Annotated in this window: 17 protein-coding genes; 13 read left to right on the top strand and 4 right to left on the bottom strand. The window is 66.3% G+C overall.

Annotated elements, in window-relative coordinates; genetic code table 11:
- Positions 1-78: 78 nt before the first annotated feature.
- Positions 79-825, bottom strand: coding sequence for a hypothetical protein (locus tag JMJ54_RS16000; RefSeq protein WP_203539556.1), 747 nt, complete (start codon positions 823-825; stop codon positions 79-81).
- A 347-nt stretch (positions 826-1,172) separates the two neighbouring features.
- Here JMJ54_RS16000 and pepP point away from each other — a divergent pair, with 347 nt between their 5' ends.
- On the top strand, positions 1,173-2,468 hold the full coding sequence (gene pepP, locus JMJ54_RS15995; RefSeq protein WP_203539555.1) for a Xaa-Pro aminopeptidase: 1,296 nt from the start codon (positions 1,173-1,175) through the stop codon (positions 2,466-2,468).
- Positions 2,465-3,634 (top strand): FAD-dependent monooxygenase, encoded by a 1,170-nt coding sequence (locus JMJ54_RS15990; RefSeq protein ID WP_203539554.1) that lies wholly within the window; start codon positions 2,465-2,467, stop codon positions 3,632-3,634. The genes pepP and JMJ54_RS15990 overlap by 4 nt, the downstream gene beginning before the upstream one ends.
- A 66-nt stretch (positions 3,635-3,700) precedes the next feature.
- Here JMJ54_RS15990 and JMJ54_RS15985 read toward each other — a convergent pair whose 3' ends face one another.
- Entirely contained in the window at positions 3,701-4,195 is a 495-nt protein-coding gene (locus JMJ54_RS15985; RefSeq protein ID WP_203539553.1) for a GAF domain-containing protein, read from the bottom strand.
- Between the two features lie 254 nt (positions 4,196-4,449).
- Here JMJ54_RS15985 and JMJ54_RS15980 point away from each other — a divergent pair, with 254 nt between their 5' ends.
- The 10 genes from JMJ54_RS15980 (at position 4,450) to JMJ54_RS15935 (ending at position 18,362) form a co-directional block, all read left to right on the top strand.
- Positions 4,450-5,718 (top strand): amino acid deaminase, encoded by a 1,269-nt coding sequence (locus tag JMJ54_RS15980; protein WP_203539552.1) that lies wholly within the window; start codon positions 4,450-4,452, stop codon positions 5,716-5,718.
- A gap of 150 nt (positions 5,719-5,868) precedes the next feature.
- Entirely contained in the window at positions 5,869-7,212 is a 1,344-nt protein-coding gene (locus JMJ54_RS15975; RefSeq protein ID WP_203539551.1) for a GntP family permease, read from the top strand.
- A gap of 6 nt (positions 7,213-7,218) precedes the next feature.
- Complete coding sequence (locus tag JMJ54_RS15970) at positions 7,219-8,091, top strand: MurR/RpiR family transcriptional regulator (protein ID WP_203539550.1); 873 nt, start codon at positions 7,219-7,221, stop codon at positions 8,089-8,091.
- Positions 8,092-8,172: 81 nt separating this feature from the next.
- Positions 8,173-9,660, top strand: a complete 1,488-nt coding sequence (locus JMJ54_RS15965; RefSeq protein WP_203539549.1) for an N-acyl-D-amino-acid deacylase family protein — start codon at positions 8,173-8,175, stop codon at positions 9,658-9,660.
- Between the two features lie 3 nt (positions 9,661-9,663).
- The gene (locus JMJ54_RS15960; RefSeq protein ID WP_203539548.1) at positions 9,664-10,056 is read left to right on the top strand and encodes a RidA family protein; all 393 of its coding nucleotides are present in this window, start codon (positions 9,664-9,666) and stop codon (positions 10,054-10,056) included.
- 2 nt (positions 10,057-10,058) lie between these two features.
- A complete protein-coding gene (locus JMJ54_RS15955) occupies positions 10,059-10,952 on the top strand; it encodes a sugar kinase (protein ID WP_203539547.1) in 894 nt (297 codons plus the stop codon).
- A 165-nt stretch (positions 10,953-11,117) separates the two neighbouring features.
- Complete coding sequence (locus JMJ54_RS15950; RefSeq protein WP_203539546.1) at positions 11,118-11,630, top strand: sigma-70 family RNA polymerase sigma factor; 513 nt, start codon at positions 11,118-11,120, stop codon at positions 11,628-11,630.
- Positions 11,620-12,573, top strand: a complete 954-nt coding sequence (locus JMJ54_RS15945) for a FecR domain-containing protein (RefSeq protein ID WP_203539545.1) — start codon at positions 11,620-11,622, stop codon at positions 12,571-12,573. Before JMJ54_RS15950 ends, JMJ54_RS15945 begins: the two co-directional genes overlap by 11 nt.
- A 51-nt stretch (positions 12,574-12,624) precedes the next feature.
- On the top strand, positions 12,625-15,027 hold the full coding sequence (fecA, locus tag JMJ54_RS15940; RefSeq protein ID WP_275411130.1) for a TonB-dependent Fe(3+) dicitrate receptor FecA: 2,403 nt from the start codon (positions 12,625-12,627) through the stop codon (positions 15,025-15,027).
- Between the two features lie 482 nt (positions 15,028-15,509).
- On the top strand, positions 15,510-18,362 hold the full coding sequence (locus JMJ54_RS15935; protein ID WP_203539544.1) for a peptidoglycan-binding protein: 2,853 nt from the start codon (positions 15,510-15,512) through the stop codon (positions 18,360-18,362).
- Between the two features lie 107 nt (positions 18,363-18,469).
- Here JMJ54_RS15935 and JMJ54_RS15930 read toward each other — a convergent pair whose 3' ends face one another.
- On the bottom strand, positions 18,470-19,033 hold the full coding sequence (locus tag JMJ54_RS15930) for a hypothetical protein (protein WP_203539543.1): 564 nt from the start codon (positions 19,031-19,033) through the stop codon (positions 18,470-18,472).
- Between the two features lie 329 nt (positions 19,034-19,362).
- Between JMJ54_RS15930 and JMJ54_RS15925 the strand changes: the two genes are divergently transcribed.
- Positions 19,363-20,097, top strand: coding sequence for a glyoxalase superfamily protein (locus JMJ54_RS15925; RefSeq protein ID WP_203539542.1), 735 nt, complete (start codon positions 19,363-19,365; stop codon positions 20,095-20,097).
- 382 nt (positions 20,098-20,479) lie between these two features.
- Here JMJ54_RS15925 and metE read toward each other — a convergent pair whose 3' ends face one another.
- Positions 20,480-22,828: a 5-methyltetrahydropteroyltriglutamate--homocysteine S-methyltransferase gene (gene metE, locus JMJ54_RS15920; protein WP_203539541.1), complete on the bottom strand. Its 2,349-nt coding sequence runs from the start codon at positions 22,826-22,828 to the stop codon at positions 20,480-20,482.
- Between the last annotated feature and the right edge of the window lie 60 nt (positions 22,829-22,888).

Genomic DNA, 22,888 nt, shown 5'->3' with positions numbered 1-22,888 from the left:
CGCCTCTTGCCTGATGCAGAAACAGAAAAACCGGCAATGCCGGTTTTTCTGTTTCTGCCGTACAGCGATCAGAACTGATCAGAACTGGTAACGCGCGCCGATCGAGTATTCGCTGTAATTGATGTCTTCGCCGCCTTCCATCCAGACGCGGGTCGCGCCCGGATCGCCGAATGCCCACGCGGCTGCCGCCGGCGTCAGGTCGCCGTCGATATTGTCGAAGCTCGTGCGATAGAAACCCGCAGCGGCGGTCACCGTCCAGTTGGTCGTGACGTCGTATTCGACCCGGAACGACAGGCCGGTCGTCTTGACGTCGCCTTCCGGGTCATCGTTGAACACGAAGTTCGCATCCGAACCGGCGATCAGGGCCTTGTCGTAGGTTGCCTTGCTCATGCCCCAGCTGAGCAGCGCCTGCAGGCGCAGCGACGGGTTCAGATCGAACTGCGCGCCGCCAAACAGCGTGTAGCCGCTGGAACGGATGTCGCCCGAATAGCTGCTGTCCTGACGGGTACCGTCAAAGCTGCGGCCCGTATATTCGTCCTTGCCGATCTGCCACCTGGCACCGGCCAGCACGCGCACCGTGTTCGCCAGCAACGGCGATTTGTACAGGCCTTCCAGCGCAAAAGCATTGCCGTTGTCGTAGCCGTCACTGTTGTCGCCATACCCCTTCCGGTACAGGCCGCTCCCGCGGATGTCGAAAATGCCGTTGTCGTCGACGACCTTGTAGCCGACGCCGAATTGCGTGTTGTACGTCTCGCTATCCCGGGTCTGGATGGTTTCATTGAGATCGAGATATACGCCTTCACGTTCGACGGCTTGCGCAGCCATGGCCACGCCGAAAAAAGCGAGAGAGAGTGCAGAGAATTGTTTTTTCATTTTTCTGTCTATGTTTACATATTTACTTACAAAAACATGACCAATTATGAATGAAATTGACATTGGCGACGAATTCGACTGCGCTTTGTTTCAACGGCCTGTCGCATTTCTGAATCATTATCCAATTGTCATTCTGACAAAATGACGCAGGCAACAACGGGCTTCCGGTTTGCGAACGCCCGGCCGTGTCAGCTCCACCGGACCGGCTGCGTGATGCCGCGCGCGCCATTGCCCGGCCACCTGCCGGCCCGTCCGGCCTTATAATTGGCGGATAACACCCGCACAACAGGACGCGCCCCATGCAGCCCTACGCTCAACGCCGCGCCGCGCTGGCCAGCCAGCTGGCCCCCGGCCTCGTGATCCTGCCGACGTCGCCGGAACTGAACCGCAACGCCGACACCGCCTTCCCCTACCGTTTCGATTCGAGCTTCTATTACCTCAGCGGCTTTGCCGAACCCGAATCGGTGCTGGTGCTCGTCACCGGTGACGCGCCGCAATCCATCCTGTTCTGCCGCGAGAAGAACCTCGAACGCGAGATCTGGGACGGTTACCGCTACGGCCCGGCCGCCGCCGCCGAAACCTTCGGCTTCGACGCGGCCTACCCGATCGAAGAACTCGACGAGCGCATCGTCGAGCTAATGAAGAACCAGCCACGCGTGTATTTCCCGCTCGGTCAGGACAAGGTCTGGGATGCGCGGCTGTCGGGCTGGCTGGCCGGCGTGCGCGCCTTCACCCGCGCGGGCATCGCCGCCCCGGGCGAGATCGTCGAAGTCCGCGACGCGATCAACGAGATGCGTCTGTTCAAGGATGAACACGAGCTCGACATCATGCGCCGCGCCGGCCGGATCAACGTCGAGGCGCACAAGCGTGCAATGCGTTTCGCCCGGCCGGGCGTGTTCGAATACGAACTCGAGGCCGAACTGCTGCACGACTACTACCGTCAGGGCAGCCGCTTCCCGGCGTACACCAGCATCGTCGCCGGTGGCGCCAATGCCTGCGTGCTGCACTACATCGAGAACAACGCCTGCATCGCCGACGGCGCGCTGGTGCTGATCGACGCGGGTTGCGAAATCGGCGGCTACGCGTCCGACATCACCCGCACCTTCCCGGTCAACGGCCGCTTCAGCCCGGCGCAAAAAGCCGTGTACGAAATCACCCTGGCTGCACACGAAGCCGCCCAGGCCGAATCCCGCCCGGGCAACAGCTGGGGTGCAGTTCACGATGCCGCGACCAAGGTACTCGCGCAGGGCATGCTCGACCTGAAACTGCTGAAGGGCTCGCTCGACGAAGTGCTCGAAACCGGCAGCTACCGCCAGTTCTACATGCACCGCACCGGCCACTGGCTGGGCCTCGACGTCCACGACGCCGGCGCCTACATGAAGAACGGCGCGTGGCGCACGCTCGAACCGGGCATGGCGTTCACGATCGAGCCGGGCTTCTACATCCGCCCGGCCGACAACGTGCCAGCCGAGTTCGAAAACATCGGCGTACGCATCGAGGACAACGTCGTCATCACCGGGACCGGTTTCGAATGGCTGACCGACGACTGCCCGCGCAGCGTTGCCGACATCGAAGCCTGGATGGCCGGCCGATGATCGCCGGACACCTGCCCGAGCATGTTGACGTCGCCATCGTCGGCGGCGGCCCGGTCGGCGCGCAGCTGGCCTTGCGGCTGGCCGATGCCGGCATCAACGCCCTGGCGATCGAAGCGCGTGTCACCACGCCGGCCGACCCGCGCGCGCTGGCGCTGTCGCATGCCAGTGCCGAGGCGCTGGGCCGCGTCGGCCTGTGGAACGACACACTCGGCGCAACGGCGATCACCCGCGTGCATGTCTCGCAGGCCGGCACGCTGGGCCGCACCGAACTGTCGGCGGCGGAAATCGGCCTGCCAGCACTGGGCCACGTCGTCCCGTACAGCGCGCTGGCCGCGCTGGCACTGGACCGGCTCAAGACCGGCAAGGCGGCCGTTGCACTTGGTGCCACCGTGACCGGGGTCGACCGGCTGGCCCGCTATGCGCAATTGAACGTGGCAACGCCACACGGCGTTCACCGGCTGACAGCCAATCTCGTCGTGCTCGCCGAAGGCGGCAAGCTGCTGGAAACGTTCGACGACGTGACCCAGACGGTCAAGCCGTACGACCAGCACGCCATCCTGGCGACGATCACGCCGAACGAGGCGCATCGCGGCGTTGCGTTCGAGCGCTTTGCCGACGACGGCCCGATGGCGCTGCTGCCCAACGGCGACGATTACACGCTGGTCTGGACGCAGACACCGGAAGGCGCCGACGCCAAGCTCGCCCTGTCCGACGCCGAATTCATCGCGCAGGTCGGCGAACGATTTGCCGGCCGGATCGACGGCTTTGCGAAAGTCGGTCCGCGCGCCAGCTGGCCGCTGGCACTGAAAACGCTCGATTCGGTCGTCGGCCGCCGCGTGGTGATGATCGGCAACGCCGCGCAGACGCTGCATCCGGTCGCCGGCCAGGGGCTGAACCTCGGCCTGCGTGACGCGACGACGCTGGCCGACCTGCTGACGATCACCCCGCGGGCCCTGCTCGGCGAACCCGCAACGCTGGCCCGCTATGCCGACCTGCGCCGCAAGGACGCCGGCCGGGTCACGCGCTTTACCGACGGGCTGATCGGCTGGTTCGAATCGCCGAATCCGCTGCTCAAGCACGCCCGCAGTGCCGGCCTGCTGGCGCTCGACCAGATCGGCCCGCTGCGGCGCGGCTTTGCGCGCAAGATGGTCTTCGGCGCACGCTGAACGCGCTTTGCCCCCGAAAAAAAAAGGCCCGCTTGCGGGCCTGTTTTCATTCACGGCGGACGCCGGTCAGGCCGGCGGGTCGCGCAGCAGTTCGATCTCGACCAGCTTGGCCATGTCGACGAGCATTTCGCGTTCGAATGGTTCGAGTTTGCGCGGCTGCCGGTCGATCAGGCACAGCGTACCCAGATTGCAACCGTTGCCCGCCTTGACCGGCGCACCGGCGTAAAAGCGGATGTTCGGCGCACCGGTCACCAGCGGATTGTCGGCAAAACGCGGATCGAGCAGCGCGTCTTCGACGACGAAGGCGTCGTCCTCGAGAATCGCGTGCGCACAGAACGAGACCTCCCTCGACGTTTCGGTCACGTCCAGCCCGCATGCCGACTTGAACCACTGCCGGTCGGTATCGATCAGGCTCACCACGGCAATGGCCACGCGGAAAAACCCCGCAGCGGCACGCGTCAGGTTGTCGAACCGTTCCTCGGGCGCCGTATCCAGAATCAGCAGGCTCCGCAGCGTCGCCAGGCGGACCGCCTCATCAGCAGGAAATCGGGGTACTTGCATTCGGTCCATCCATGATTGGCGACATTAAAAAATCTACTGCATGGCCGGATGCAAATCCAGTTCGCCCGGGCGCAGACACGGCCGGATACGCCAGAGCGGCCGGCACCCGCAGACTTGCATACACGAGCGTGCCGGTTGGCTGCCGATTTCCCCTGCCCGGTTTGACGTTCGTCAGCCATGAAAACAATTTTCTTGATTAACCAAAAAATAACCATGTAATCTCGAAAAAGTTTCAACACATACCGGGAAACAGCATGGCCGCGCATCCATTCTCGACACATCCGATTGCCCCGTGTGGCAAAGGCCTGGGCGCCTTCGGCACCGAAGACACGCTGGGCGACGTTGCCCGATTGGGCTGGAACATCCTCAACGAGGACGTGAGCCTGCCGGTTGCCGTATTGCGCGGCGAGCGCATCGTCCACAACCTCGTGTGGATGCGCGATTTCATCGGCCGCTACGGCGTCAAGCTGGCGCCCCACGGCAAGACGACGATGAGCCCCGCGCTGTTCCAGCGCCAGCTCGATCAGGGTGCATGGGGCATCACGCTGGCCACCGCGTCGCAGACCCGCGCGGCCTACCGGCACGGCGTGCGCCGCGTGCTGCTCGCCAACCAGCTGGTCGGTCGCGGCAATATGGCGATCATCGCCGCGCTGCAGGCCGATGCGGACTTCGACTTCTACTGCTGCGTCGACTCGGCTGCCAACGCCGATGCGCTGGGCGCCTACTTCGCCGAACGCGGCCAGACGCTCAAGGTCCTGCTCGAACTCGGCGTCACCGGTGGCCGCACCGGCGCCCGCGATGCCGCCGCCGAAGACGAAGTGCTCGCGGCGATCGCCCACCAGCCGGCGCTGAAACTCGCCGGCATCGAACTCTACGAAGGCGTGCTCAAGACCGAGGCCGAGATCCGCGCCTTCCTGCAGCGCGCCGCCAGCCGGCTGCGCCAGCTGTGCGACAGCGGCGCGATCGGAACCGGGACCGCCATCCTCAGCGGCGCCGGTTCGGCCTGGTACGACGTGGTTGCATCCGAATGGTCGGGGCTGTCGCTGAGCCGCCCGGTCGACATCGTGTTGCGCCCCGGTTGCTACCTGACCCACGACGTCGGCATCTACAAGGCTTCGCAAGCCCGGATCGACGCCGACAATCCGGTGGCGCGCGAGATGAACGCCAGCCTGCTGCCGGCACTGCAGCTGTGGGCCTACGTGCAGTCGCTGCCCGAGCCGGGCCGCGCCATCATCGCGCTGGGCAAGCGCGACGCGGCCTTCGACGCCGGCCTGCCGCAACCCGCACTGCAGCACCGCCCCGGCGAAGCCGCACCGCGCGCGGTACCGGCGCACTGGGAAGTGAGCGGCATGATGGACCAGCACGCCTACCTCGACGGACTGCGGGACGGCGACGACATCGCCGTCGGCGACCTGATCGCCTTCGAGATTTCCCACCCCTGCCTGACCTTCGACAAGTGGCGCCAGCTCGCCATCGTCGACGAGGGCTATACGGTGACCGAACTGGTCGAGACCTTCTTCTAGCGATCGACTCCGCCGGCTCACCACGCCGGCGACCACCCCCGATGTTCGAGTAGCCACACAGAGGGCACCGCATCGGCGGGGAAAAGGCCCGAGCTTGCCGCCCGCGGCAACGCCCAGCGCCAGCAATCACACTCCAGGAGTCGTTTAACCATGCTCACAAGCAGTCCGCTGTTGCTGTACGCACTCGTCGCGATCATCGCGCTGATCCTCCTGATCGCGCGCTACAAGCTCAACCCCTTCATCACGCTGACCATCATTTCGCTCGGCCTCGGCCTCGTCGCCGGCATGCCGGTCAGCAGCATCGTCTCGTCGTACGAAGGCGGCGTCGGCAAGACGCTCGGCCACATCGCGCTGATCGTCGCGCTCGGGACCATGCTCGGCAAGATGATGGCCGAATCGGGCGGCGCCGAACGCATCGCCCGGACGCTGATCGCCAGGTTCGGTGAAAAGAATGTCCACTGGGCGATGGTCTGCATCGCCTTCCTCGTCGGCCTGCCGATCTTTTTCGAAGTCGGCTTCGTACTGCTGATTCCGATCGCCTTCAACGTCGCCCGCCGTACCGGGACCTCGCTGCTGCTGGTCGGCCTGCCGATGGTCGCCGGCCTGTCGGTCGTCCACGGTCTGGTGCCGCCGCACCCGGCGGCGATGATCGCCGTCGGCGAATACCACGCCAACGTCGGCCGGACGATCTTCTACGCGCTGATCGTCGGCATTCCGACCGCGATCATCGCCGGCCCGCTGTTCGCCAGGTTCATCGCACCGCGCATCACGCTGCCGGCGCACAATCCGCTCGAAGCGCAGTTCATCCATCAGGACGAAACGCGCGAGCTGCCGGGCTTCGGCATCACGCTGATGACGATCCTGCTGCCGGTGTTCCTGATGCTGATCGGTGGCTGGGCCGACGTGCTCGCGACCAAGGGCACGCTGGCGAACGACCTGCTGCACTTCATCGGCAACTCGGTCGTTGCGCTGCTGATCGCCACGCTGGTGAGCTTCTTCACGCTGGGTCTGGCCCGCAGCTTCAGTCGCGAAACCATCCTCAAATTCACCCAGGAATGTCTGGCGCCGACCGCCGGCATCACCCTGCTGGTCGGCGCCGGCGGCGGCCTGAACCGCATCCTCGTCGATTCGGGCGTCGCGCACGAGATCGTCTCGCTGTCGAACGTGCTGCACCTGTCGCCGCTGCTGCTGGGCTGGATCATGGCGGCGCTGATGCGCATCGCCACCGGCTCGGCCACCGTGGCGATGAGCACCGGCGCGGGCATCGTCGCGCCGATCGCGATGGCGCAGGGCTATCCGCACCCCGAGCTGCTGGTGCTCGCCACCGGCGCCGGTTCGCTGATCCTCTCGCACGTCAACGACGGCGGTTTCTGGCTGATCAAGGAATACTTCAACATGACCGTCGCCCAGACCTTCAAGACCTGGACGGTGCTGGAAACGATGGTGTCGGTGATCGGTCTGATGCTGGTACTGACACTCTCGCTGGTGATCTGAGGCCCCATGACTACATCCGACATCGTTTTCCAGATCCGCGCCCGCTACGACCAGCTGTCGGTCACCGAGCAGAAAGTCGCGGACGCCATCCTTGCCGACCTCGGCTTTGCCGCCAGCGCCAGCATCAACGAACTGGCCGAGCGCGCCGGGGTCAGCATTGCGACGATTTCGCGCTTCGCCAAGGTGGCCGGCTGCGACGACGTGCGCGACCTGAAACTGCGGCTGGCGCAGGCCGGCGCGATCGGTACGCGCTTTCTCGCCGATCACGCCGGTGGCGAGGAAAACGTGTTCTACAACCGGATCTGCGCCGAGATCGAGGATGCGCTGCACCAGAGTCTGGCGCACTTCTCCGAAACGCAGTTCCGCGCCGCCGCCTCGCTGCTCGACAAGGCCCGGATGATCTATGTCGCCGGCTTCGGCGGCGCCTCGACGATGCTCGGCGACGAGCTGCAGTTCCGGCTGGCGCGGCTTGGCCACCCGGTTGCGGCCTATCACGACCCGGTGCTGCTGCGCATGCTGGCGGCGACGCTGTCCGAGCGTGACGTGCTGCTGGTGCTGTCGGTGTCGGGCGTCACGCCCGAGTTGCTCGAGATCGCCGACATCGCCCGCCAGTACGGCGCGAAAACGGTGATCGTCACCGCGCCGGCCTCGCCGCTGGCCGAACGCGCCGACGTGCTGCTGCCCTTCCACGTCGAGGAGACCGATTTCATCTACAAACCGTCGGCATCGCGCTACGGAATGATGCTGGTCATCGACGTGCTCGCCACCGAACTCGCCTTGCTGCACAAGAGCCACAGCAAGGAAATGCTGCGCCGGCTCAAGTTCGTGCTCGACGACTACCGCGGCGGCGGCGACCAGCGCCTGCCGCTCGGCGACTAGCGTGGCCAGCGGCGCGGCGCAGCATCCGCTCCCGGCACACCCCGGACACCGGCCGCGCTGCGCGGCCCATCAGGAGACACCATGTACGATCTGATCATCCGCAATGCCCGCATCCTCGACGGCGATGGCGGCGAGTTCGCCGGCGGTGTCGCCGTCCGTGACGGCCGCATCGTTGCCGTGGTTCCGCAGGGCGGCGAATTCGATGCCGGCGCGAAGGACGACATCGACGCCGGCGGCCTTGCGCTGGCCCCCGGCTTCATCGATGTCCATACCCACGACGACACCAACGTGATCCGCCAGCCCGAGATGCTGCCCAAGCTCTCGCAGGGCGTGACCACCGTCGTCGTCGGCAACTGCGGCATCAGCGCCAGCCCGGTCCGGCTCAAGGGCGATCCGCCCGATCCGATGAACCTGCTCGGCGAAGCGGCGCATTTCGCCTACCCGCACTTTGCCGACTACCGCAATGCCGTCGACGCGGCGCAACCGGCGGTCAATGTCGCCGCGCTGGTCGGCCATACCGCGCTGCGGCAGAACCACATGGACCGGCTCGACCGCGAAGCGAGCAGCGACGAAATCGCCGCGATGCGTGCCGAACTCGACGACGCACTGCGCCACGGCGCGCTCGGGCTGTCGACCGGACTGGCCTACGCCTCGGCGTTTTCCTGCTCTACCGATGAAGTCAAACAGCTCGCCGAGGTGCTCGATGCGCACGGCGGCGTGTACACCACGCACCTGCGCACCGAGTTCGACGGCATCATCGGTGCGCTCGACGAAGCGTTCGAGATCGGCCGCCATGCGCGTTCGCCGGTCGTCGTCTCGCACCTCAAGTGCGCCGGCGCCGGCAACTGGGGCCGCAGCCGCGAGATCATTCCGCACCTTGAAAAAGCGGCGCAGGGCCACCCGGTCGGTTGCGACTGCTATCCGTACTCGGCCAGTTCGTCGACGCTCGACCTGAAGCAGGTCACCGACGAATTCGACATCCTGATCACCTGGAGCACGCCGCATCCCGAAGAGGCCGGCCGCAAGCTTGCCGACATCGCTGCCGGCTGGGGCGTATCGCTGCTCGACACCGCGCGCCGCCTGCAACCGGCCGGTGCCGTCTACCACGGCATGCAGGAATCCGACGTCCAGCACATCCTCTCGAACCCGCTGACCATGGTCGGCTCGGACGGGCTGCCGAACGATCCGCTGCCGCACCCGCGGCTGTGGGGCGCGTTTCCGCGCGTGCTCGGCCACTACAGCCGCGACGTCGGCCTGTTCCCACTCGCCGAGGCCGTGCGCAAGATGACCGGGCTGTCCGCCGACCGCTTCGGCCTGACCGACCGCGGCCGCATCCGCGCCGGTGCCTGCGCCGATCTGGTGCTGTTCGATCCGGCCAGCATCCGCGACGTCGCCAGCTTCAGCGAGCCGCAGCAGGCCGCCGACGGCATCCACGGCGTCTGGGTCAACGGCGTGCTGTCCTATCGTGAAAAAACCCCGACCGGCGTTCGCGCCGGCCGCTTCCTGCCGCGTCAGACCGACGTGCGCACGACCTTCAATTCATCGTCCCACCCGCAACAGGAGCACTAAATCATGACTGACATCATTCGCATCGGCGTCGAAGGCGGCAAGGGCACCGGCGGCCAGCATCTGCCGTTCGCACGCGCGGCCGGCGCTGACGGCTGGCTCTACGTGTCGGGCCAGGTGCCGATGGTCGCCGGCGAAGTCATCGACGGCGGCATCGTCAAGCAGTCGCACCAGGCGATCCAGAACGTGCTGGCCATCCTCAAGGAAGCCGGCTACGGCCCCGAGCATGTCGTCCGCTGCGGTGTCTGGCTCGACGACGCGCGCGACTTCATGTCGTTCAACCGCGTGTTCATGGAGTACTTCGGCGCCAACCCGCCGGCCCGCGCCTGCGTCCAGTCGAGCATGGTCGTCGACTGCAAGGTCGAGGTCGACTGCATCGCCTACAAGAAGCCGGAGTGACCATGCGGATCGGTCTGATCGGCGAAGCGATGATCGAGCTGGCCGGTACGCCGCTCGAACGCCGCTGGGGCGGTGATACGCTCAACACCGCCGTCTACCTGGCGCGCCAGCTTGGCGACGCGCATCCGGTGCATTACCTGAGCGCACTCGGCGATGACAGCCTGTCCGACGGGCTGCTCGCCGACTGGCAGGCCGAAGGCATCGCGATCGAACGGATCGCCCGCCTGCCCGGCCGCCTGCCGGGGCTGTATCTGGTCGAAACCGACGACGCCGGCGAGCGGCGCTTCCATTACTGGCGCAGCGACAGCGCGGCCCGTCACTGGTTTGCCAGCGGCCTCGATTTCGCCCCGCTGTTCGACGGTCTGGATGCGGTCTACCTGTCCGGCATCACGCTGGCGCTGTTCGCTGCACCGGAACGCAAGCGGCTGATCGAGGCACTTGCCGCGTTCAGGCAGCAAGGCGGCCGGGTCTGGTTCGACAACAACTACCGGCCGCAGCTGTGGTCCGTGGCCGAAGCACGGGACGCATACGCGCACTTGTACGCGATCGCCGATATCGCCCTGATCACCGAGGACGACGAAGTCCGCGTCTTCGGTGACGAGGACGGTGCGCTGATCGCCCGCGTCCAGGCGGCCGGCTGCCCCGAAATCGTCGTCAAGCGCGGCGCAATGCCGGCCCTCGTCGCCAGCGACGGGCAACTGGTCGCCATCGCGACTCAGCCGGTCGAGCACGTTGTCGACACCTGCGCTGCGGGCGATTCCTTCGCCGCCGGCTACCTCGCCGCGCGCATCCTCGGCGCGACGCCTGCCGATGCCGCCCGCAACGGCCACTGGCTGGCCGGCCGGGTGATCCAGTATCCGGGAGCGATCATCCCGGCCGGTGCGATGCTGCGGTAAGCACGTTCCCCCCGACTGATGGCGGCCGGTCTGCCGCTTTCGGCCGGGGCGGCGGTCCCCGCCGGAACGCATGCCGCCGGCTTGAAACGGGCATGACGGGCGGTGTTTTAATTGATAACCATTATCAATTATAATTCCGCCGTCATTGCTCCTGCTCCCGCCGCCGTGTCCCCGCTCGACATCAGCCCCCATCTGGGCCCGCTTTACCGCGATCATCACCGCTTCCTGCACGGCTGGCTGCGCCGCAAGCTCGGCTGCAGCTTCGAAGCCGCCGACCTGACCCACGACACCTTCCTGCGCCTGCTGATGGCACCGCCGGAACGCTGCGCCGACATCGCCAAACCGCGCAGCTTCCTGACCACGATCGCCCGGCGGGTGATGGTCGACCATTTCCGCCGGCAGGCACTCGAACGCGCCTATCTCGACGTACTGGCACAGCAGCCCGAAGCGCTGGCGCCGTCGCCGGAAGAACGCGCGCTGCTGCTCGAAACGCTGATCGAGATCGACGCAATGCTCGACCGGCTCAACCCGAAGGCACGACAGGCCTTCCTGCTGTCGCAGCTCGAAGGGCTGAGCTACGCCGACATCGCGCTTCGCCTCGACGTGTCGGTCAGCTCGGTGAAGAAATACATGGCCAAGGCCATCGAACACTGCCTGCTGTTCCAGCATGAACACTGAGCCCGATCGCGCCGCGCTGCGGCAGGCTGCGGCCTGGTATGCGCAGTTCTGCTCGGGCGAGGCGACCGCAAGCGACACCGCCGACTGGCAGGCCTGGCTCGCCGCCGCGCCGGCACACCGGGCCGCATGGCAGCGGGTCGAGCACCTGCAGGCAAGACTGCAACAGCTGCCGGCACCGATCGCGGCCGGTGCGCTGCAGCGTGCCCCGCATGATCCGGCGATGCAGCGCCGGCGTGCACTCAAGCTGGTCGTGTTCGGCCTCGGCGGTGGCGTCATCGCGCTCGGCAGCCGGCACTGGCTGCCCTGGGGCCAGGCCGATTACCGTACCGCCGCCGGCGAGCGCCGCGAAATCCGTCTGGCCGACGGTTCGACGCTGTGGCTCGATACCGCCAGCGCCGCCGACGTCCGCTTCGATGCCGCGCTGCGGCGGGTCCGGCTGCGCGATGGCGAAATCCTGATCCGCACCGCGAAGGACGCGCAACAGCGCCCCTTCGTCGTCAACACCGGACACGGCCGGATCCGCGCGCTGGGCACCGAATTCACCGTGCGGACCGGCGACGACGCCACCGTCGTCACCGTGCTGGCCGACGTGGTCGAGATCACCCCGGCGGCCCTATCCGGCCCGGCAGCAACGCTGCGCGCCGGGCAGACGCTGCGCTTTACCGCCAGCGGCGTCGGCCCGGTGGAAGCCGCCGGCCCGGCACCGGCGGCGTGGATCAACGGCCGGCTGATTGTCGACGACCGGCCGCTGGCCGAGGTGCTCGCCGAGATCGGCCGCTACCGGCGCGGCCTGCTGCAGTGCGATCCGGCCGTGGCCGGGTTGCGCGTCAGTGGCGCCTTCGATCTGGCCGATACCGACGCCGCGCTCGCGGCACTGGCGCAGACCTTCCCGGTCCGCCTCGGTTACCGCAGCCGCTGGTGGGTACGCGTCGACCCCGCCTGATTTTTTTTCACGCCGCATTGTCCTTTTGACGGTCCCCGTTCGACCTACCGGATGAAGCCTTTCCAAATCGATCCGGAGTTCTCGATGTTTGCATCCCCTTCCCGCCCCCGCAGCGCGCTGACTTCCGTGCGCTGCGCCGTGCTCGCCTTCGCGCTCGGCAGCACCGCCGTCATCGCGGCCCCTGCCGAACCGGCGCGCCAGTATGCAGTGCCTGCAGGCACGCTCGGCGCCGCGCTCGGCCAGTTCGCTGCAGCGGCCGGCATCACGCTGTCGTACAACGCGGCCCAGACCAAGGGGATGAGTTCGCCCGGGCTGAAAGGCAGCTTCGGCGTCGACGCCGGCCTCGCGCAACTGCTGGCCGGCAGCGGCCTCGTCGCCACGCAGACGTCGCCGGGCGTGTACACGCTGCGGGCGAAAGCCGCGAGCGCCAGCGCCGACAGCACCGCGCCGGCGGAGACCACGCTGGCGACGGTCAGCGTCGTCGGCGACTGGCTGGCCGACGCCAATGCGCTGACGGTGTTCGAGCACGCCGGCGCACGCGACGTGATCCGCCGCGACGAACTCGATGCGCTCGGCGCGACGACGATGCGCGAGGCGCTGAACCGCATGCCCGGCGTCGTCGCCCCCGAAAACAACGGCACCGGCAGCCACGACATGGCGCTGAACTTCGGCATCCGCGGCCTCAACCCGCGGCTGGCGTCGCGCTCGACGGTGCTGATGGACGGCATTCCGGTGCCGTTCGCACCATACGGCCAGCCGCAGCTGTCGTTCGCTCCGGTGTCGCTCGGCAATATGGACGCGGTCGACGTCGTGCGCGGCGGCGGCGCCGTGCGCTACGGGCCGCAGAACGTCGGCGGCATCGTCAACTTCGTCACCCGCGCGATCCCGAAGCACGTCGGCAGCCAGATCGAGGTTCACAGCGAGATCAGCCCGGCGTCGAGCGTCGATTCCCCCAAAACCACGACTTCGCTGATGGTCGGGGGCACCAACGAACAGGGACTGGGCGGCGCGCTGCTGTATTCGGGCGTGCGCGGCAGCGACTGGCGCGAACACAGCGACACGACCATCGACGACGTGATGCTCAAGGGCAGCTACCGGATCGACCCGGTGCAGACGCTATCGGGCACGCTGCAGTATTACGAAGGCCGGGCCGACATGCCGGGCGGGCTGAGCACCGCCGACTATGCCAAGGATCCGTTCCAGTCGACGCGGCCGTACGACAGCTTCTGGGGCCGGCGCACGCTCGCCAGCGTCAGCTACGCCTACAAGCCCGACACGACGCGCGAGTTCACCGCCACCGGTTTCTACACCACCACATTGCGCAGCGGCTATCTCGACCAGGGCAAGAACCTGACGCTGTCGCCGCGCGAATACTGGGTTCGCGGTGTCGAAACGCATTACTCGCAGGTCTTCAGTCTTGGCGAGGTCCGCCACGAAATCGGCGTCGGCTACCGCTTCATCAGCGAAGCCAGTCACGAGCTGCGCTACTGGCGCCCGGCCAGCAGCGGCGCGTTGCCGGAAACGTCGAGCCCGGTCGACCGCGACACCCGCGGCGCGACCACCGCCAACGCCTTCTATGTCGACGACCGCATCGACGTCGGCAACTGGACGATCACGCCGGGCATCCGCTACGAAATGATCCGCTCTCACCAGGACAACGTCCGGACCGGCAAGCGCGACGCCGGCAACTACAACGTGCCGCTGCCGGCGCTGAACGTGCTGTACCACGTCAACGAAGCGTGGAACGTCTACGCCAATACCGAAGGCTCGTTCGGCACGGTGCAGTACAGCCAGATGGGCAAGGCCGTTGCCAGCGGCAGCGTCGAGCCGGAAAAGGCCCGCACCTGGGAAATCGGCACGCGCTACAACGACGGCATCGTCCAGGCCGAAATCGGCGCCTTCCTGATCAATTTCGACAACCAGTACGAGAGCAACCAGATCACCGACAGCGTCACCGCACGCGGCAAGACCCGGCATCAGGGCATCGAGACGGCGGCGCGCTACCAGCTGGCCGCACTGGATGCGCGGCTGAAGGGCCTGAGCAGCTACGCCAACTATGCCTATGTCGACGCAACGATCCGTGAGGCCGGCGCCAACTACGGCAATCAGGTGCCGTTCTCGCCGAAACACAAGGGGCTGGTCGGCGTCGACTACCAGACTGGCGGCTGGCGGATCGGCTTCAACGGTCAGGTGCAGTCGGGCATGTACGCCGACAACGCCAATACCGAGCAGGAAAGCGCCCGCGGCAACAACGGCCGCATTCCGGGCTACATGATCTGGGGTATCGGCGGCGGCTACGACTTCGGCCCGGCGCTGGCCAACCTCGAGCTGAGCTTCGGCATCAAGAACCTGTTCGACCACCGTTACTACACCCGCTCGTTCGACGACAACAACGCCGGCAAGTACGTCGGCGAACCGCGCACGGTCTACCTGCAGGCGGCGGCGAGTTTCTGAGTCGCGCGCTTCGCCAATCGCGCCACCGAACCATCCATGACAAAGCCCCTGCAACACAGGGGCTTTTTGTCGCCCGGCATCTCCCGGCGTCCGGTCCGGCCCCACGGCAACACATTCGACACGCCCATCTGTCCGGTTTTGTCCAAAGCAGCCGCCGAAGAAACTAGTGTTCACAACATAGCCAGCGGCCGCCCGGATGCGCGCCGACAGTCGACCCTCAACGACTTGGCAGATCCGCTCACCTGCTTTGACAGATGACACCGAGCGGATCATGAACAGGCCAGCTTCCTCCGTCGCCCTTCGTCGCGACTGCGTCCGCAGCGTGAACGATGCACGCGGCCGGCACATGCCACGCGCCGCCCTGTCCACCTTCCCCGCAAGCCCCCGCATTCGCCTCCCGCATCGACAACCGCACAACCGAAGGTGCGCGCGGCACACCCCGCCCGTCTTCAACCGAATCCCCGTTTGCCGAGGAAAGCATCATGGCCAGTCCACTCCTGATTCGCGGCCACCAAGGCGCCGACGTCGCCGCGCTGAAACAGGCGCTGCGGACCGCACTCGAACAGGCCGGCATCAACGCCGCCCCCTTTCCCGGACTGATCGACGGTGGTGACGGATTCGACGCCGATACCGAGGCTGCGCTGCAGCAATGGCAGGGCAGCGCCGGCTTCGTCGCCGACGGCATCGCCGGCCCGCGCGTGCTCGGCGAACTCGGGCTGCTGCAGAGCGATCCGGCCCAGGTCCAGGTCAATGTCGCGTCGGTGCAGAAGATGTTCCCGGCGACCAAGGCGTCGAACATCGAGCGCAACCTGCCGTACGTGGTGGCCGCGCTGCGCGCCGCCGGCCTGATCGAACGCGAGCTGATCTGCATGGCGCTGGCGACGATCCGCGCCGAAACCGAGGGTTTCGTACCGATCAGCGAAGGCGTGTCGAAATTCAACACCGCCCCCGGCAAACCGCCGTTCAGCGCCTACGACCCCGGCACCGACATCGGCCACACCCTCGGCAACACCCAGCCCGGTGACGGTGCGCGCTTCAAGGGTCGCGGCTACGTGCAGCTGACCGGCCGGGACAACTACACCCGCCTCGGTGCCAGGCTGGACATCGACCTCGTCGGCCGGTCCGAACTGGCCAACGCCCCCGAAATCGCCGCCAGCCTGCTCGCGGCCTTTCTCGTCGCCAAACGGGACCCGATCCAGGCGGCACTCGACGGCGACGACCTGAAAAAGGCGCGCAAGCTCGTCAACGGCGGCAGTCACGGGCTCGACCGCTTCACCGACGCCTACCGGCGCGGGCTGGCGGTGCTCGGCCCGGTGCAAGCGGCCCGCGCCACCGGCAAGGCCAAGGGCTTTACCGTGCCCGAGACGCTGACCGTCGTCCGCGACGGCGTCGACCTGCGCGACCGGCTGTTCATGCCGCGCGTGCAGTCGCTGGCACCGCAGCATCCGAACGATGCCGACGTTGCGATGCTGCTGCCCGCCTATACCAGGGCCGGGCTGGTGCTGAATCAGGGGACCGAAGGCGCCTGCACCGGCTTCGGCCTCGCCTGCGTCATCAACTACCTGCGCTGGCGCGCCAACGACGGCAAGGAGACCGAATCGGTCAGCCCGCGCATGCTGTATGCATTCGCCCGCCGCTACGACGAATACGATGGCGAGGACTACGAAGGATCGAGCTGCCGTGGCGCGCTGAAAGGCTGGCATCGCCACGGCGTCTGTCCGGCGCACGACTGGCCCTATCACCCCGGCGAGGACACGACGCCGAATCCGGGCTGGATCGACGCGGCGCTGGAAACCACGCTCGGCGTCTATTACCGGATCGACCCCAAGGCGCTGGTCGACCTGCAGGCGGCCATCGCCGAAGTCGGCGCGATCTATGTTTCGGCCTACACGCATCCGGGCTGGGCCGGCGTCGCGCGGACCAAGGCACCGAAATCGCACGCGGACCTGCCGCTGATCGCGTTCGACGACCGGCCTTCGCTGTCGGGCGGGCATGCCTTCGCGCTGGTCGGCTTCAACCGGACCGGCTTCGTCGTGCAGAACTCGTGGGGCGAGGCATGGGGCGCCGGCGGCTTTGCCGTGCTCGGCTACGCCGACTGGCTCGCCAACGCGATGGACGCTTGGGTCGCCGCGCTCGGCGTGCCCGGCAACCTGTCCGGCCAGCGCGTGCCGCGTTCGCACCGCAATGCGCCCAGCGGCGTCGCGGCGTCGAACTGGGATGACGAAACAACGACAAGGCACAGCATCATCAGCGGTAACGACGGGCGCATCGACAGTTTCATCGCCGAGGACGAGCTCCAGCGCTCGCTGCGTGCGCAGGCCTGTACGCTACCCGACCTGTGGTTCCGCACCCAGCCGGGCGAGGTCAAACGGCTGGTCATCTACGCCCACGGTGGCCTCAACAGCAAGGACGCAGCGCTCAAGCGCGCCCGCGTGATGGGCCCCTACTTCACCGGCAACGGCTGCTACCCGCTGTTTCTGGTCTGGAAAACCGGCCTGCTCGAATCGGTCGGCCAGATCTTCGGCGACCACATCGACCAGCTGCGTTCGGGCCTGTTCGGCGCCGATCGCGGCATCACGGACTTTTTCGCCGACCAGCAGGATGCGCTGGTCGAAACCGTCATCGGCCGCCCGCTCGCGCGCCCCATCTGGAGCGAAATGAAGGACAACGCCGGGTGCTCGACCGAACGCGGACGTGGCGGCGACCTGCTGGCGCTGGCGCTGCAGGCACTGGCGCACCTCTGGGGCGACAAGCTGGAAATCCACCTGATCGGCCACTCGGCCGGCTCGATCCTGCTCGGCCAGCTGCTCGACCGCTTCGCCCAGCTCGACCTCGGCGAGCGTCTGGCCTCGGTCCACCTGTACGCGCCGGCCTGCACGATGGCGTTCGCCAACACGCACTACACACCGCATCAGGCACTGATGAAACGCCTGCATCTGCACGTGCTCAGCGACGACAACGAGCATAACGACACCGTCGCGGAAATCTACCGCAAGTCGCTGCTTTACCTCGTCAGCAACGCGCTCGAAACGGACAGGCGCACGCCCCTCCTCGGGCTGGAAAAGGTGTTCACCACCCCCGATGCGCGGGACTGGGACGGCGCGTCGACGACCTTCGACACCGTCAACGACTGGCGCCGCGCGTGGGCCGATGCGGGCGGCGCCAGGCGGCTGCACGTCTGGCGGGACGCCCGGGTCAGGTCCGGCCCGGACACGATGATCTCCGCATCCCACGGCAGCTTCGACAACAACATCGAAGTGATCGACCAGACACTGAAACTGGTGACCGGCAACGATGTGCTGACCTTGCCGGTCGATGACCTGCGCGGGTTCTGAGCTGATCCGAACGGCGGGCCGGCGATTGCCGCACGCCCGCCGGGATCAGCATCGAGTGTGCGGTGCAGTACCGGATGGAAATCGGGTTGCCCTGACCTGCACCACGACTACTCGAGCAGATCCTGAAGTACCTTCGCGCCGGCACCGTTGCTGTCGTTGTACGCGCCGATGATGGCCTGCGTCAGCTTGCCACGGTTGATCGCGTGCCCGGCCGGCAGCTCGTTCTCGCTCTTGAAACCCAGCGAGGCGACGTAGAAGAAACTGATCTTGTCCAGATCGGCACCGTCCCGGCGCAAACGCCGGTCGCCGACCACGGCAAGGCTTTCCCGGGCCAGCAGGCGGTACCAGTCCGAATCGGCCAGCCACGTCCGCATCGTGGCCTCGCCCACGCTGTTGCGGATGTTGGCCTGTGCTAGCCGGCGCAGCAGCTGGTCGGCGCCGGCGTCGGGAGTCCGGTCGGCGCGCTCCGTCACTACCGCCGACGGGCCGGCTGACGGCTGCTGCGCACCGGCCTGCGCCGGTACGGCCGGCGCCGCCTTCTTTTCGGCGAAAAAACCCGATTGCGACAGCACCGCAACCAGCCCGCCCACGGCTGCGATCACGGCGGCCACGCCGGAAAGCACGCCGGGAAGCGTTTTCCACCACGAACCCTTTTCGCTGTCTGTATCCATGCCCGCCGCCGCACCAGAACCGCCTGTTTTCGCTATGGCAGCAAGCCCCGACCACCGCGCCTGTTTTCGGACAACCGGCCGGCCAAGGGCATGGCAACCGACGAACGTCCGGCCTGCGCAGGAATGACCCGGTAAGTGGTCATGCGTCTTCATTGACATCCTGACTGCGGAATTACAAAATTGCAGAAGGCTCGTGCAGCCTGCCGCTTGCGCCCTTTCGGGATGGTGAATGCACGCACTCCTTACTTCCGATCCCTTGCATCCGCGAGCGTTTCGGCAATGCAAGCACCGACCGTGCAACGCTCGCCCCATGCAAAGGATGTCTCCCCATGCGTACCTATCGCGACGCCAAACTGATGGCGAAATCGCTCCGCCATGCGCTTGCCGAAAGAAACATCGAACTGGGTCACGGCGAATGCCTCGACGTGATCGCCCGGCTGTTCGAACATGACAACTGGAATGTGCTGTCGGCCAGAATCGAAGTCGATCAACCGCCGGCCCTGCCAAACAAGCTGCTGTTGCCCGAAGGTTGGCTCAAGGCAGGATCCCGCCCCGAGCTCTATCTGATGGGGGTCGATCAGGCCGCCAGACATCAGGGACAACACCCCGCCGTGGTTCGCTGCATTCTGAGTGGTGAAGCCGGCAGGATCTACGACAAGGACCCCGGCTTTGGCACGCTGATGCAGATGGCAAAAGCCGAGGCTTATCGTGGCAAGCACTTGAGGTTGCGGGCACAACTACGCTGTGAAGATGCGACATCGGCGCAGATGTGGTTGCGCATCGACAGCAAGTTCACCCGCGCCATCCGCTTCGACAATATGGACAACCGGCCGCTGCGGGGCACGCGGGACTGGACGCCGGCCGAAATCGTCCTGTCGGTGCCCGAGGAGGCTGAACACATCAGTTTCGGTTTTTTCGTCACCGGTACCGGTACCGCGTGGGCCAGCGGTTTCACGCTCGAGACGGTCGGCTCTGAGCAGGTGGAAACAGGTGCCCGCGCGATGCAGGTGCTCGAAGCCCCCAGCAACCTCGACTTCAGTACTATCGCACAACCCGCCACCTAAGGCTTCAGCCCGGAAAGAGCCGTCCGAGGGCGGCTCTTTCTCCGGCAACAGCTCAGGGTTGCCAACCCAGCTCGACTGCTTCGCCGAAAAACACGTCAACGCCACTGTCGACCAGATCGAGCATCTGGCGCGTGGCCTCGGTGAGCATGAACGCATCCAACCCCGCTATACATGCATCGCGGTCTCGCCAGGCGATCCGGTCCAGCCAGTCCAGATCACTCGTGTTTCGCTCGTAACCCGTAAAGCCCGGCTGCTAAAGCCAGACATGCATCAGTTCGATGAGCGCGGGCCGGCTATCGGCATCCCTGAACCGGAAGCGCACGACCTGTGCATGCACTGGCATCCCTCCCCCAAAAAAAACGCCCCTTTCGGGGCGTTTGGTTTATGCGTTGCAACCGCAGCTGCCACCGTGCTCGTGCACCTTGTAGGCATTGACCGCGTCCACCGCCAGCTTGCGGCCTTCGGCAATCGCCTTGCGGGCTTCGATCGTCGCTTCGAGCATGTTCGCCAGCGCGGCTTCGGTTTCGGGCCAGCCGCGGGTCTTCAGGCCGCAGTCCGGGTTGATCCACAGCCGTTCGGCCGGAACGACGTCGAGCGCCTTGGCGATCAGCCGCAGCATGTCGGCCACCGGCGGGACGCGCGGGCTGTGGATGTCGTAGACGCCCGGGCCGATCTCGTTCGGGTAGGCGAATTCGCCGAAGGCTTCGAGCAGCTCCATGTCCGAGCGGCTGGTTTCGATCGTGATCACGTCGGCATCCATTGCGGCGATCGCCGGCAGGATGTCGTTGAACTCCGAGTAGCACATGTGGGTGTGGATCTGCGTGCTGTCGACGACGCCCGATGCCGAGATCCGGAACGCGCGGCCGGCCCATTCCAGATACGCATCCCAGTCCGAGCGCTTGAGCGGCAGGCCTTCGCGGAACGCCGGTTCGTCGATCTGGATCACCTTGATGCCGGCGGCTTCGAGATCGACGACCTCGTCGCGGATCGCCAGCGCGATCTGCAGCGCGGTGTCGCGGCGCGGTTGGTCGTCACGGACGAACGACCACTGCAGGATCGTCACCGGGCCGGTGAGCATGCCCTTCATCGGTTTGGCGGTCAGGCTTTGCGCATAGCGGCTCCATTCGACCGTCATCGGCTTGGGGCGCGAGACGTCGCCGAAGATCACCGGCGGCTTCACGCAGCGGCTGCCGTAGCTCTGCACCCAGCCGAAGCGGGTGAAGGCGAAACCGGCCAGCTGTTCGCCGAAGTATTCGACCATGTCGTTGCGTTCGGCTTCGCCGTGCACCGGCACGTCGAGGCCCAGCGCTTCCTGCTTGGCGACCGCGAGGCGGATCTCGGCCTGCATCGCGGCCACGTAGTCGGCCTCGGCCAGCGCACCGCGCTTGAACGCGGCCCGCGCGGAACGGATGTCCTGCGTCTGCGGGAAGGAGCCGATCGTCGTCGTCGGCAGCAGCGGCAGCTTCAGCCATTCGCGTTGCGCGACCGCACGTTGCGCATACGGGCTGTGGCGCTCGGCGTCGCTGGCCACCAGCGCGACCAGACGGGCACCGACGGCACGGTTGTGGATGCGTGTCGACGTGGCGCGGCTGCGTGCGACGGCGTCGCTGGCGGCCAGTTCGACGGCAACCGCGTCACGGCCACCGTCGATGCCGCGCTTGAGAATCGCGACTTCGTCCAGTTTCTGCCTGGCAAACGCCAGCCAGGACTTCAGTTCGCCATCAAGCCGGTCTTCCGAATCCAGATCGACCGGGCTGTGCAGCAGCGAGGAGCTGGCCGATACCCACAGACGCTCGCCGAGCTGCGCCCTGGCCGTTTCCAGCTGCGCCAGCTTCGTCGTCAGGTCGGCGGCCCAGATGTTGCGGCCGTCGATCACGCCGGCACTGAGGATGCGCTCGGCAGGCCATGCCGGCAGCAAGGCATCGAGTTGGGCCGGTGCGCGCACGAGGTCAAGGTGTACGCCGGCCACCGGCAGCGCGTTGATCAGCGCAGCGTGTCCGGTAACGCTGTCGAAGTAGGTCGCCAGCAGCAGCTTGACGCCGGCATTGCCGAGCTCGCGGTAGGCCGGCACGAAGGCGGCCTGCCATACGGTGTCGAGTTCGAGCGCCAGCACCGGTTCGTCGATCTGCACCCATTCGATGCCACGTGCAGCGAGCTTTTCCAGAATGCGCCGGTAAGCCGGAATGATTTTTTTCAGCAGTTCGAGCTTGTCGAACCCGGCCGTCTTGGTTTTGGACAGATAAAGGAAGGTCAGCGGACCGACCAGCGCCGGCTTGACCTTGTGGCCCTGCGAGCGCGCTTCGTCGATGTCGTAGAACAGCCAGTCGACACCGCCCTCAAACGCCGTTGCCGCATCGAGCTCCGGCACGATGTAGTGGTAATTGGTATCGAACCACTTGGTCATTTCCATCGCCGGCTGTTCGGCATTGCCGCGCGCCAGCTCGAAGTACTGCTTCAGGTTGAGCGCCCTGGCATCGAAGCCGAAGCGGGCCGGCAGCGCGCCGAGCAGCGCAGCGGTGTTGAGCATCTGGTCGTACCAGGCGAAATCGCCGACGGCAACAAAATCGAGACCGGCATCCTTCTGCCAGTCCCAGTGGCGACGGCGCAGCGTGCTGCCCACGGCGGCGAGTTCGGCCTCGGACGATTCACCGCGCCAGAACGCTTCGACGGCGAACTTCAGTTCGCGCTGGCCGCCGATGCGCGGAAAACCCAGAACATGAGCAACAGTCATTTCATTCATCCATTTATATGAGTCACTTGCATGATGCGCGTTGCAGCATCTATGATTCAA

Source organism: Jeongeupia naejangsanensis, assembly GCF_016865585.1.
Taxonomy (GTDB): domain Bacteria; phylum Pseudomonadota; class Gammaproteobacteria; order Burkholderiales; family Chitinibacteraceae; genus Jeongeupia; species Jeongeupia naejangsanensis.
The sequence above is the reverse complement of the archived record's forward strand: the minus strand, read 5'-3'. Positions and strand labels throughout refer to the sequence as shown.